Source organism: Polymorphospora sp. NPDC051019, assembly GCF_040683055.1.
GTDB lineage: Bacteria > Actinomycetota > Actinomycetes > Mycobacteriales > Micromonosporaceae > Polymorphospora > Polymorphospora lycopeni.
This window is the reverse complement of the sequence record NZ_JBFBCH010000009.1, coordinates 70,398-83,125: the sequence shown is the minus strand read 5'-3', so window position 1 is coordinate 83,125 and position 12,728 is coordinate 70,398. Positions and strand designations below refer to the sequence as shown.

12 protein-coding genes are annotated in these 12,728 nt (G+C 70.1%); 11 read left to right on the top strand and 1 reads right to left on the bottom strand.

Annotated features, from left to right (window positions below; all coding sequences use genetic code 11):
- Window positions 1-5 precede the first annotated feature (5 nt).
- From AB0M79_RS17910 to AB0M79_RS17875, 8 genes are all read left to right on the top strand, one after another.
- Window positions 6-1,301 (top strand): MFS transporter, encoded by a 1,296-nt coding sequence (locus AB0M79_RS17910; RefSeq protein WP_364214489.1) that lies wholly within the window; start codon window positions 6-8, stop codon window positions 1,299-1,301.
- Between the two features lie 59 nt (window positions 1,302-1,360).
- Window positions 1,361-2,293, top strand: coding sequence for an aldose 1-epimerase family protein (locus AB0M79_RS17905; RefSeq protein WP_364214486.1), 933 nt, complete (start codon window positions 1,361-1,363; stop codon window positions 2,291-2,293).
- Window positions 2,294-2,314: 21 nt separating this feature from the next.
- Entirely contained in the window at window positions 2,315-2,950 is a 636-nt protein-coding gene (locus tag AB0M79_RS17900) for a nitroreductase family protein (protein ID WP_364214483.1), read from the top strand.
- A gap of 119 nt (window positions 2,951-3,069) precedes the next feature.
- Window positions 3,070-3,366, top strand: coding sequence for a type II toxin-antitoxin system VapB family antitoxin (locus tag AB0M79_RS17895; RefSeq protein ID WP_357538287.1), 297 nt, complete (start codon window positions 3,070-3,072; stop codon window positions 3,364-3,366).
- A gap of 37 nt (window positions 3,367-3,403) precedes the next feature.
- Entirely contained in the window at window positions 3,404-4,573 is a 1,170-nt protein-coding gene (locus AB0M79_RS17890; protein WP_364214480.1) for an acyl-CoA dehydrogenase family protein, read from the top strand.
- A 186-nt stretch (window positions 4,574-4,759) separates the two neighbouring features.
- On the top strand, window positions 4,760-5,596 hold the full coding sequence (locus AB0M79_RS17885; protein WP_364214477.1) for a DUF4230 domain-containing protein: 837 nt from the start codon (window positions 4,760-4,762) through the stop codon (window positions 5,594-5,596).
- Window positions 5,597-5,771: 175 nt separating this feature from the next.
- On the top strand, window positions 5,772-6,998 hold the full coding sequence (locus AB0M79_RS17880) for a glycosyltransferase family 2 protein (protein WP_364214474.1): 1,227 nt from the start codon (window positions 5,772-5,774) through the stop codon (window positions 6,996-6,998).
- Entirely contained in the window at window positions 6,991-9,084 is a 2,094-nt protein-coding gene (locus tag AB0M79_RS17875; protein ID WP_364214471.1) for an arabinofuranosyltransferase, read from the top strand. The genes AB0M79_RS17880 and AB0M79_RS17875 overlap by 8 nt, the downstream gene beginning before the upstream one ends.
- A 67-nt stretch (window positions 9,085-9,151) precedes the next feature.
- On the opposite strand, the gene AB0M79_RS17870 is transcribed toward AB0M79_RS17875, so the two are convergent.
- A complete protein-coding gene (locus AB0M79_RS17870) occupies window positions 9,152-9,352 on the bottom strand; it encodes a PspC domain-containing protein (protein ID WP_357538296.1) in 201 nt (66 codons plus the stop codon).
- 238 nt (window positions 9,353-9,590) lie between these two features.
- Between AB0M79_RS17870 and AB0M79_RS17865 the strand changes: the two genes are divergently transcribed.
- From AB0M79_RS17865 to AB0M79_RS17855, 3 genes are all read left to right on the top strand, one after another.
- Window positions 9,591-10,964, top strand: a complete 1,374-nt coding sequence (locus AB0M79_RS17865; protein WP_364214467.1) for an L-serine ammonia-lyase — start codon at window positions 9,591-9,593, stop codon at window positions 10,962-10,964.
- 180 nt (window positions 10,965-11,144) lie between these two features.
- Window positions 11,145-11,975 (top strand): ABC transporter permease, encoded by an 831-nt coding sequence (locus tag AB0M79_RS17860; RefSeq protein ID WP_357538299.1) that lies wholly within the window; start codon window positions 11,145-11,147, stop codon window positions 11,973-11,975.
- Window positions 11,975-12,721: an ABC transporter ATP-binding protein gene (locus AB0M79_RS17855; protein ID WP_364214463.1), complete on the top strand. Its 747-nt coding sequence runs from the start codon at window positions 11,975-11,977 to the stop codon at window positions 12,719-12,721. The genes AB0M79_RS17860 and AB0M79_RS17855 overlap by 1 nt, the downstream gene beginning before the upstream one ends.
- The last annotated feature ends 7 nt before the right edge of the window (window positions 12,722-12,728 follow it).

Here is a 12,728-nt window from a genome sequence, read left to right as displayed (position 1 = left end):
CGGCGATGACCAGCGTCGACGACGACCGGCCGGTCAAGGACGCCGACGACGGTCCGCCGCCGTCCCGGTGGGCGATCGACATCCGGCCGCTGCGCATCCCGGCCTACCGCCGGATGTGGGTCGGCAACGCCGTCTCGATGTTCGGCTTCCAGTTCACCGCGGTCGCCGTCCCGGTGGAGATGTTCGCGCTCACCGGCGGATCGTTCTGGGTGGGGCTGCTGGGCGTCGCCGGCCTGGTGCCGCTGCTGGTCTTCGGCCTGTGGGGCGGTGCGGTCGCCGACGTGGTCGACCGCCGCAAGCTGCTGCTGGCCAGCTCGGCGCTGATGTGGCTGTCGACGCTCGGGCTGTTCGGTCAGGCGCTGCTCGGGGTCGGCAGCCCGGTCCTGCTGCTGGTCCTGGTCGCGTTGCAGACCAGTGCCTTCGCGGTCAGCTCGCCGACCCGGCAGGCGATCGTGCCGCGGCTGGTGGCGAAGTCGCTGGTGCCGGCCGCCAACACGCTGCACTTCACCACCTTCCAGGCCACGATGGTCCTCGGCCCGCTCACCGCCGGCGTGATCTTCGCGAGCTGGGACGCCGACCTCGCGCTTCCGATCGCGTACGCCGTCGACGCGGTGCTCTTCACCGTCTCCATGTGGGCCACCCTGCGGCTGCCACCGGTGCCTCCGGAGCCCGACGACAGCCCGGGGCCGCGTACGGCCGGACTGCGCAGCATCGCCGTCGGGATCAGATACCTGGCCACCACGCCGGTACTACTGCTCTCCTTCGCGATCGACGTCATCGCGATGATGCTGGCCATGCCACGGGCACTGTTCCCGGAGATCGCCGAGGTGCGGTTCGGTGGCGGCGCGGCCATCGGCTGGCTCTTCGCCGCCATCGCCATCGGATCGGTCCTCGGCGGGCTCACCTCCGGCTGGATCGGCCGGGTACGCCGCCAGGGCGTCGCCCTCGTGGTCGCCGTGGTCGGTTGGGGCGTGGCCGTGGCCCTGGCCGGGCTGGCCGGGCAGTTGTGGCTGATGGTGCTGCTGCTGGCCGTCGCCGGGGCCGCCGACCTGGTCAGTGCCGTCTTCCGGCAGTCGATGCTCCAGGTCTACGCGCCGGACAGGCTGCGCGGCCGGCTCCAGGGGGTCAACACGGTGGTGGTCGCCGGCGGCCCGCGCCTGGGCGACCTGCGGGCCGGGATGATGGCCGCCGCGTTCGGGGTCAGCTTCTCCTGGGTGGCCGGCGGAGTGCTGGCGGCGGTGCTGGCCCTCGCGCTGGCGCTGGTGTTCCCGACGTTGCTGCGCTACCGGACCACCGGGTGACGGGCCGCCCGCGGCCGGTGGTGCCGGCAGCACCGGTCGCGGGCGGCTATCGTCCCGGCATGGAAAACGTCGATACCGGCCCGCGGCCACCGTCGGGTGCACAGTGGACGATCGCCGCGGACGGGCACGAGGCGGTCGTGGTCGAGGTGGGCGGCGGCCTGCGCGCCTACCGGTCCGCCGGGGTGGACCACCTGGACGGGTACGCCGTCGACGAGCTGTGCGTCGGCGGGGCCGGGCAGGTGCTGGCCCCCTGGCCGAACCGGATCCGGGACGGCCGCTACACCTTCGACGGCGTCGCGCACCAGCTTCCGATCACCGAACCGGTGCGGCACAACGCCCTGCACGGCCTGGCCAACTGGGCCCGGTGGCGGCGGGTCGACGAGGCGCCCGGCGCGGTGACCGTGGAGTACGAGCTGCCCGCCCAGCCGGGCTATCCGTGGCCGCTGCTGCTGCGTACCCGCTGGCAGGTCGGCGCCGACGGGCTGCGGGCCACCCACGAGGCGACCAACCTCGGTGCCGGGAACGCGCCGTTCGGCCTGGCCACACACCCCTACCTGCGGCTGCCCGGGGTCGCCGTGGACGACATGCTGCTGCGGGTGCCGGCCCGCACCCGGGTGCTGGTCGACGGCCGGCTGCTGCCGATCGGCGCGGCGAAGGTGGCCGGCGGCGAGTACGACTTCACCGCGCCCCGGCGGATCGGGTCGGCGCAGCTCGACACCGCGTTCGGCGACCTTGCGACCGAGGCCGACGGCGGGTCGGCGGTCACGCTCGCCGGCCCCGCCGGTACGGCGTCGGTGACGATCTGGGCCGACCGGTCCTTCGGCTGGTGGCAGGTGTTCACCGGGGACACCCTGTCCGGCGAGCGGCACCGTCGCTCGGTGGCGATCGAGCCGATGACCTGCCCGCCGGACGCGTTCCGGTCCGGGCACGGCCTGGTCGTCCTCGCCCCGGGGGAGACGTTCACCGCGAGCTGGGGCATCCGCCCGGCCTGATCCACCGGATCGGAGTACGTGATGGAGTTCCGTGACGTCGTCCGGCGGCGCCGGATGGTACGCAGCTTCGACCCCGACCGGCCGGTGCCGGCGGCGGTGGTGGACCGGCTGCTCGACCATGCCGTACGCGCCCCGTCGGCCGGGTTCTCGCAGGGTTGGGGGTTCCTGGTGCTCGAGAGCCCGGCGGACCGGGAGCGGTTCTGGGTGTCGACCACGCCGGAGGGGGCTCCGGAGAGTAGCTGGCTGACCGGGATGCGCCGGGCGCCGCTGATCGTCGTACCGCACTCCAACCGGTCGGTCTATCTCGACCGGTACGCCGAGCCGGACAAGGGCTGGGCGGATCGGGACGAGGCGCGCTGGCCGGTGCCGTACTGGCACATCGACACCGGATTCGCCGCGATGTTGATGTTGCTGACCGTCGTCGACGAAGACCTTGGTGCCTGCTTCTTCGGAATTCCACCGGAACGCACCGCCAGTTATCGGGATGCTTTCGGCGTACCCGATGAATTTACCCCGATCGGTGCGCTAAGCATCGGGTATCCGGCGCCGGACCGCCGCTCCCCGTCGCTGCGGCGCGGCCGCCGGCCGGTCGACCAGGTGGTGCATCGTGGCCGGTGGGAGGCTAAAGGATCATCATCTGATGCGGGAGAGCAATGAAACTGACATCGGGTAACAAACCGCGATGTCAGCGATGCTCGCTACGCTGGCAGCGGTATCGGTGGGTCGGTTCGCGGGCCTGATCCGATGGATTTGTTCCGAGATGGGGGGAGCGCACCGTGATCTTCAAAGCGGTTCGGGACGGGCGTCCCTACCCGGATCACGGACTCACCCTGAAACAGTGGGCCGAGATCCCGCCCCGGCCGTTGCGGCTCGACCAACTGGTGACCACGAAGCGTGAGCTGGCGCTCGACAAGCTGCTCGCCGAGGACTCCACCTTCTACGGCGACCTCTTCCCGCACGTCGTGCAGTGGCAGAACTCGCTCTTCCTGGAGGACGGCCTGCACCGCGCGCTGCGGGCGGCGCTGCAACAGCGCAACCAGATCCACGCCCGGGTCCTGGTGCTGGCCGGCTGATCGACCGTTAGGGTGGCGGCGTGAGTGAGAAGCTGTCATGAGTCGGGTCGCCCCGCTCGACCTGCTCGACCTGGACGCGTCGCTCACCGACGAGGAGCGGCAGATCCGGGCCGTCGTGCGCCAGGTCGTCAACGACCGGGTCCGGCCGCATGTGGCCGGCTGGTACGAGCGCGGCAGTGCCCCGGTCCGCGAACTGGCCACCGAGTTCGGCCGGCTCGGCCTGCTCGGCATGCACCTCACCGGCTACGGCTGCGCCGGCTCCTCCGCGGTCGCCTACGGGCTGGCCTGCCTGGAACTGGAGGCCGGCGACTCCGGCGTACGGTCCCTGGTGTCGGTCCAGGGCTCGCTGGCGATGTTCGCCATCTGGCGCTACGGCGGCGAGGAGCAGAAACAGCGCTGGCTGCCGGCGATGGCCGCCGGCGAGGTGATCGGCTGCTTCGGCCTGACCGAACCTGACCACGGCTCGGACCCGTCGTCGATGCGGACCCGGGCCCGGCGGGACGGCGACGACTGGGTGCTCACCGGCGGAAAGATGTGGATCACCAACGCGCCGGTCGCGGATGTCGCCGTGGTCTGGGCCCGGACCGACGAGGGAGTCCGGGGCTTCGTCGTGCCGATGGACACGCCCGGTGTCACCGCCACCGAGATCCGCAACAAGATGTCACTGCGCGCCTCCTCGACCGGTGAGGTCGTGCTCGACGACGTACGGCTGCCGGCCGACGCCCGGCTCCCGCTCGCGATCGGGCTGAAGGCGCCGCTGTCCTGCCTCACCGAGGCCCGGCAGGGGATCGCCTGGGGCAGCCTCGGCGCGGCCCGCGACTGCCTCCAGACGGCGATCGACTACGCCGGCAGCCGGACGCAGTTCGGCCGGCCGATCGCCGGCTTCCAACTCACCCAGGCGAAGTTCGCCGACATGGCCGTCGAGCTGCAGAAGGGCTACCTGCTCGCACTGCACCTGGCCCGGCTGGCCGACGCCGGCACACTGCGGCCGGAGCAGGTGAGCGTGGGCAAGCTCAACAACGTACGGGAGGCGCTGGGCATCGCCCGCCAGTGCCGGACCATCCTCGGCGCCAACGGGGTCAGCGGCGAGTATCCGGTGCTCCGGCACGCCAACAACCTGGAGAGCGTGCTGACGTACGAGGGCACCTCGGAGATCCACCAGCTCGTCATCGGGCAGAAGCTCACCGGGCTGTCGGCGTTCGCCTGACCGCCGGCCGGCTCCTCGCGGCGGGCGATTTCGCTGGTCGGCGCGGTCGGATCCGGCCCGAGTCGCGGGTGTCGTACCGGAGCCGTACCGTCTGCGGTAGGGAGTGGACTCCCGGCGGATTCTGATCACGTTCGATCCGGCCGCGGGTCCGCTCAGGGCGGCAGGTCTGCTGAGGACGGTGAGTCGATGTCCAGCAACGGAGACACGCACCAGCCCACCCGGGAGTTCCCGGAATACCCGAAAGGCCGGGCGACAGCGCCCGAAGCCCCGTCGCCGTGGTCCGACGACTCGGCCGAGGCGGTCGAGCCGGGCGAGCGCGGTCCGACCGGCGAACCGCCGGCCGCCGGCCCCACGTTGCCGGCCGCCGGCCCCACCTCGCCGGCCGGCCGCAACCGGGGGCTGCTCTGGTTCGCCGGCATCGCCGGCGTGGTGCTTCTGCTCTTCCTGGGGGTGCAGGCGACCGGCCTGCTGCCCAGTTGGCGGAACCCCTTCGCCGAGGAGAAGACCGACCGCAGCCAGCCGGCGCTGCTCAAGTCGATCCAGGACCTGAGCCGCTACGTCGCCGCCGAGGGCAACTTCCAGGTCGTTATCGATCTTGAGCGTGACCGCAAATACGTGCCGGACTTCCTGCTGCGCGAGCGGACCCTGTTCGTGGGTGCCGGCAGCGTCGAGGCATACGTCGATTTCGCGCAGATCTCCGAAGGCGCCGTGGTGGCGTCGGACGACGGCCGGACGGTCGAGATCAGGCTGCCCGCGCCGCAACTCGGCAAGACCAACCTCGATCTTGAGAACAGCTACGTGTTCGCCGAGGAGCGCGGCCTGCTCAACCGGCTCGGTGAGGTGTTCGGGGGCGACCCCAACCGGCAGCGCGAGGTCTACCAGCTGGCCGAAGAGCGGATCGCCGCGGCCGCCCGCGACACCGGGCTGGCCGAACGGGCACAGGAGAACACCCGGAAGATGCTCGAGGGCCTGCTGCGATCGCTGGGCTACGAAACGGTGACGGTCACCTATACGGCTGGTTGACAGTGTCCTCGTACGCGCCGAGGGAGCGCGACAGCGTCATCGACCGGGTACGCTCCTCGATCGTGCCGTCGCTACAGTTCGACGGTACGCATCATCACAGTCTACGGCTGGCCCGGCTACAGCTTCCTCCGCGACGACCCGGGCCTCGTGATCGCCGAATCCGGGAGATACGCCTGTGTCAGACCTTGTCGCCAGTGACGACGTCGAGCTGACCGTCCTGCTGCCTTGCCTCAACGAGGCCGAGACTCTGGAAATCTGTGTCACAAAGGCCCTCCGGGCGATGGAAGAGCTCGGGGTGGTCGGCGAGGTACTCGTCAGCGACAACGGCTCGACCGACGGATCCCAGGAGATCGCCACCCGGGCCGGTGCCCGGGTGGTTCACGCGCCGATCCGCGGCTACGGCGGTGCCCTGCTCAACGGCATCGCGCACGCGCGCGGCCGCTACGTGATCATGGGGGACGCGGACGACTCGTACGACCTGTCCAACCTCGGGCCGTTCGTCGAGGCACTGCGTGCCGGGCACGACGTCGTGATGGGCAACCGCTTCAAGGGCGGGATCGCCCCGGGCGCCATGCCGCCGCTGCACCGCTACCTCGGCAACCCCGTGCTTTCCTGGCTCGGCCGTCGCCTCTTCGGCCTGCGCAACGTCGGTGACTTCCACTGCGGTCTGCGCGGCTTCAACCGCGACCGGATCCGTGATCTAGAGCTGTGCATGCCGGGCATGGAGTTCGCGTCCGAGCTGGTGGTCCGCGCCGCGCTGAACGGTTACGACATCGTCGAGGTGCCGACCACCCTGCAGCCCGACGGCCGGAGCCGGCCGCCGCACCTGCGCACCTGGCGCGACGGCTGGCGGCACCTGCGCTTCCTGCTGGTCTTCGCGCCACGCAAGACGCTGATCTGGCCCGGCCTGACGATGTTCGTGCTGGGCGTGATCGGCACCACGATCCTGTCGTTCGGGCAGGTCCGGATCGCCGGGGTCGGGTTCGACATCAGCACCATGGTCTACACGTGCCTGGCCATGCTGGTCGGTGCCCAACTGTTGCTCTTCGGGGTGTTCGCCCTGCTCTACGGCCACAACGAGGGCATCACCGACCAGCGTCAGGTCGCCCGGTGGAGTCGCTTCGTACGGTTCGAGACCTGCACCGCGGCCGGGGTACTGCTGACCCTGGTCGGCCTCGCCGGAACGATCCTCGCCGTGACCGCCTGGGGCCGTACCGGCTTCGGCCCGCAGGAACTCGGTGAGACGTTGCGCGTCGTGCTGCCGTCCTCGACCGCCATCGGGGTCGGGATCACCGTGCTCTTCTCCGGGCTGTTCGCCAGCCTGCTGAGCCTGCGCCGGATCAGCACGCCGGTCTCGGCGAGCCCGGTCCCGACCGACGAGCTGACGGCCACCCGTGGCTGACCCGGTTGCCGTGGTACGCGACGGCGCCGAGCAGGACGGGACCACGACCACCGAACCGCGCCAGTCGGACGTTGCCGACGCCGGCGCCGGGGAGCCGGTCGCGGAGAGTGACCGGGCCACCGACGGACCGGTCACCGGCACTGACGGCCCGGTCACCGGCGCCGACCGGCCGGTCACGGCCACCGACGGCCCAGCCACCGGCGCCGACGAACCGTCGGCGGATGCCGAGGCGCCGGCACCCGGCGACCAGCCGGCGTCGCCCGGGAAGGCGGCACCGACGCCACGGGACCGGCGCGCCCCGCGCCGGTGGCTGACCAACAGCGGCACGATCGCGTTGCTCACCTGGCTGGTGGCGACGCCGGTCGCCTACTACATCCCCGCCTGGGCCGATCCCGACCCGTTCGCCATCGGTGCGTCGATAGCGCCGATCGCGGGCGCGTTCGTGTTGATCATTCTTGCCTTCGCGGTCGCGTCCCGGTGGTCGGGGGAAGTGGTCGCCGGGGTGGCCGCCGGCCTGGCCGCCGCCTGGCCGGTCCTGATGCTGCGGACCGCGCTCTCGGGTACGCCGTTCGGGTTCGGCGGTCTGGTGGGCGACATGGGGCGGATGTCGGCCTCGATCACCCGTTACACGACCACGGTCACCAGTTCCGACACGCTCGTTCCCAGCCTGCCGTCGGAATACCCGCCGTTCTTCGCGTGGCTCGTCGGCCGGGTGGCGGTGCTGCTCGACCAGCCGGCCTGGACCCTGCTCGGCAGCGCCCAGGTGCTGTTCATGTCGGCCTCGGTGCTCGCCGCGTTCCTCATGTGGCGCCGACACGTCAACCCGTGGGTGGCGCTGGCCATCTCGGCGGTGTCGCTGATCGCCTGGTCCGACCCGCGCAAGGCGTTCGAGGTCATCACCCTGGCGCTGTTCGTACCCTGGGCGCTCGAGGTCTTCGCGCGTCCGGCCCGCAAGCGGATGCACTGGCTGTGGGCCGGACTCATCGGCGGCTTCATCGTGATGACCTATCAGGCGTGGATCGTCTATGCCGCCGCCGGCATGATCGTGCTCGGTGTGGTGACCCTGCGTCGGGAGAAGCGGCGGGCGGCATACCTGGGCCGGATCGGGCTGATCATCGCGGTGGCGTTCGCGGTGTCCGCCTGGTACGTCGTGCCGTTCGTGTGGTTGACCCTGACCAGGGGCGGCGAGTCGATCTCCGACCTTTTCCTGACCGAGTCGATCAACGACGGCCTGTTCCCGTTCCTGGAGTGGACCCCGATGGGGGTGCTCCAGTTGATCGGGCTGGTCGGCCTGATCTGGTTGTGGCGTTCGACGTGGTGGGCGCAGCCGCTGCTGTTGCTGATCCTCGGCACCTACGCCTACCGGTTCGTGTCGATGCTGAGGTTCGTCGCGACCGGGCACACCGGCTTCATGCACTACACCGTGCGCCTGTACGGCGTCCTCTTCGCCATCGCCGGCATCCTGGTGCTGGTCCACGTGGCGCCGATCATCCTGCACCGGCTACGGGTGACCCCACCGCGGCTGGCCGGCGCGGCCCTGCTCGCGGTGGTTCTCGCCTGGGTCAGCACGAGCTTCACGCTGACCTGGATGCCGGAGACGGGGGGCACGTACGCGGTGGCGGCGCACACCGAGCCGTTGCCCGACGGTCGCTACACCCGGTGGGCCCCCAAGGACACCGAGCTGCGCCGGAACTGGTTCCCGGTGGCCGCGGTCGAGGACGCGGTCGAGCGGGTGACCGGACCGGATCCGCAGCGACCGACGCTGGCGGTCGACGACCGGCTCTTCTCCTACCTGCCCTGGCCCGGATATCTCGACAACGACCGTACCGCCGGCAGCACCCTGTCCCGGTGGGACCAGAGGTTCGCCGAGGTGCAGCGGATCGCCGACGTGACCGACCCGGCCGAGTTCGCCGCGGCGTCGCGGAGCACGGCGTTCGGGCCGATCGACATCTTCGTCCTGCGGACCAACGACGGTCAGTGGTCGTGGCTGCGCGGGGTGTCGTTCAGTCCGGACCAGTTCGCGCCGGAGCACTTCACCGTCGTCGAAGGGCTGCCGAACGGCGTGGTGGTGGCGGTCCGCAGGTGACCGCCGGCTGATCCGGAAGGCCCGGACGGCGCTGCCGTCCGGGCCTTCGTGGCGGTCAGGATGAGGGTCAGTAGGCGAGTTGCCGGTCCTCGTTCGGCATGATGATCCACAGTGCCAGGTAGATGATCACCTGGGTGCCCGGCAGCAGCAGCGACAGGAGGAAGAGCAGCCGGACCAGTCCGGTCGACATGCCGAAGCGGCGGGCGAGTCCGGCGCACACGCCGGCCAGCATGCGGTTGTCGCGGGGACGTACGAGTTTGCGACTCATGGTCGTCTGCTTCCTCTCCGGGCGGCGATGCGCCGCTCCACATCCAACGGTACGAACGGCCGATGTCGGCACCCTCCGTCCGGAGGTGGATTCCGGCCGCCGCTCCCGTAGGTGGTCAACCCTTACGCCCGCTCGCGCGGGGGCCCCGGGTAACGGTCCGTGCCGAAAATGCTGATTGTCTGCTTCTGGCTGTGCGTTGGGATGGACAGTTGCTACCCGGCGGGCGCACTGTGGAACCGTGATCAGCGTCTTCGACCTCTTCAGCATCGGGATCGGCCCCTCCAGTTCGCACACGGTCGGCCCGATGCGCGCCGCGCGTACCTTCGTGTCCGGCCTCAAGGCCGACGGGCTGCTGTCGGACACGGCACGGGTCCATGCGGAGCTGTTCGGCTCGCTGGGGGCCACCGGGCACGGCCACGGCAGCGACCGGGCGGTGCTGCTCGGGCTCAGTGGCGAGTCGCCGGAGACCGTCGACACCGACCAGGTCGGGCCGCTTGTCGAGGAGGTGCGCGGCACCGGCCGCCTGGCGTTGCTCGGCGCGCACCCGATCGACTTCGCCGTCGACGGTGACCTGGTGCTGCACCGCCGGCGCTCGTTGCCGTACCACCCGAACGGCATGACGTTCACCGCGTACGACGGAACCGGCCGGTCGATCCGGGCCAGGACGTACTACTCGGTGGGCGGCGGGTTCGTCGTCGACGAAGCGGCGGCCGGGGCGGACCGGATCAAGCCGGACACCACTACGGTGGCGCACCCGTTCAGCACCGGTGCGGAACTGCTGGCGGTGACCCGGTCGACCGGTCTGTCGGTCAGTGAGGTGATGCTCGCCAACGAGCGCGCCTGGCGGTCCGAGGCGGACATCCGGGCCGGCCTGCTGGAGATCTGGCGGGTGATGCGCGAGTGCGTGACGACCGGCTGTACGCGCACCGGGGTGCTGCCCGGCGGGCTGCGGGTCCGGCGGCGCGCGGCGGAGCTGTTGCGGAGCCTGGAGGGCGATCCGGACGCCTCCGCCGACCCGTTGCGGGTCATGGACTGGGTCACGCTGTTCGCGCTCGCCGTGAACGAGGAGAACGCGGCCGGCGGCCGGGTGGTGACAGCACCCACGAATGGAGCCGCCGGAATCATTCCGGCAGTTTTGCACTATTACCACCGCTTTGTTCCATCAGCTTCAGATGACGGTATCGTCCGCTTTCTTCTTGCGGCGGGTGCGATCGGTGTGCTCTTCAAGGAGAACGCCTCGATCTCCGGCGCCGAGGTCGGCTGTCAGGGCGAGGTCGGCTCGGCCTGCTCGATGGCCGCGGCCGGGCTCGCCGAGGCGCTCGGCGGCACGCCGGCCCAGGTGGAGAACGCCGCCGAGATCGGGATGGAGCACAATCTCGGCCTCACCTGCGACCCGGTCGGTGGCCTCGTGCAGATCCCGTGCATCGAGCGCAACGCCGTGGCCAGCATAAAGGCGATCACCGCGGCCCGGCTCGCGCTGCGCGGCGACGGCGAACACGCGGTGTCGTTGGACAAGGTGATCAAAACGATGCGCGAGACGGGTGCCGACATGAAAGTCAAGTACAAGGAAACGGCGCGAGGTGGGTTGGCCGTCAATGTAATCGAGTGCTGAACGTGGCTGCCTCGGCCGCCTACCCCCGCCTATTACGGACTGCTAACCTATGGCGCGTCAGCGGCCCCGCGCCGGCGATCTAGCCGCCACCGCGTGCGCGCCGCCGGGGTTGCTCACGGGTGGTGCCGGCCATCGACGCACCCGGTTACTGATTCCTCTCCCTGATAGCTGGAGGCGGCTTTGACGTCGAGCGTCCACGCGGTGTGGTCCAGTCGCAACGCGTTGCGGCTGTTGGTCCGGCGGGATCTTGCCGTCAAGTACCAGCAGTCGTTCCTGGGCTATCTGTGGTCGTTGATCGAACCGCTCGGCATGGGGGCCATCTACTGGTTCGTGTTCGGCCTGCTCTACGGCACCGACACCAACCGGCACCTGGGCGACGCGTCGAGCTCCTACCCGCTGTTCCTGGTCACCGGCATCTTCGCCTGGATGTGGACCAACTCGGCGATCGGTGAGGCGACCAACGCGCTCACCGGCCAGGCCCGGCTGATCACGACGATGCGGATGCCGCGCGAGGTGTTCCCGATCGGTCGGGTGACCGGCCGGTTCGCCGAATACCTGGCCGGTCTGCCGATCCTGTTCGGGCTCGCGATCTTCTTCGCCTTGACCACCGACGGCGTGACGTTCGGATTCAACCTGCTCGCGTTGCCGCTCGCCGTGCTGATCCAGGCCGTCCTGCTGGTCGGCCTCTCGCTGCTGCTCTCGTCGATGAACGTGCTGATGCGCGACGTGGAGCGCTTCATGCGGCTGGTCACCCGGATCCTGTTCTACGCGACGCCGATCATCTACCCGCTGTCGTTGGTCAAGGACTCGGACATGCCGTCCTGGGTCAAGGTGCTCTACGAAATCAACCCGCTCGTCGGCATCTTCCAGCTGCACCACGCGGCCTGGTACCCCGACGAGTTCCCCGACGCGTTCCTGCTCAGCACGTCCATCGGCGGCAGCCTCGTGGTCTTCCTCGGTGGCTGGTGGGTGTTCCGCCGTCTCGAGCCCGCCGTCCTCAAGGAGCTGTAGTGGTTCAGCCGATCATCGAGGCGAACAAGCTTGGTATCGAGTTCGTTCGCAACCGCCGTCGACAGCTCCGGCTGCGCGAGATGTTCATCTACAAGGGCGGGCGGTCGCCGGAGTCCGGGGTCTTCTGGCCGCTGCGTGACGTGTCCTTCGCGGTGCAGCCGGGCGAGGCGGTCGGCATCATCGGGAAGAACGGCACCGGCAAGAGCACCCTGCTGCGGCTGATCGCGGGCGTACTGATCCCCGACGAGGGCTCGATCACCGTGCGCGGGGCGGTCGCCCCGCTGCTGGAGCTGTCGGCCGGGTTCTCCAACGACCTCACCGGCCGGGAGAACGTGCACCTGGTGGGCTCCCTGCACGGGCTGAGCGCCCGGACGATGAAGCAGAAGTTCGACGAGATTCTGGACTTCGCCGGCGAGCAGGTGCAGAAGGGGATCGACACCCCGGTGCGGCACTTCTCGTCCGGTATGAAGGTCCGGCTCGGCTTCTCCGTCATCGCCCAGCTCCCGCACCCGATCCTGCTGGTCGACGAGGTGCTGGCGGTCGGCGACGCCGAGTTCAAGAAGAAGTGCTACGCCACGATCGAGCGACTTCTCGCCGAGGGCCGGACCCTGGTGCTAGTTTCACATAACGAGAACGATCTCACCCGGTTCTGCACCCGTGGCCTCTACTTCAACAACGGCCTGCTCACGGTGGACGGCACAGTCCGGGAAGCGCTTGACGGATACAACAACGTGGTACGGACGTGACGCTGGC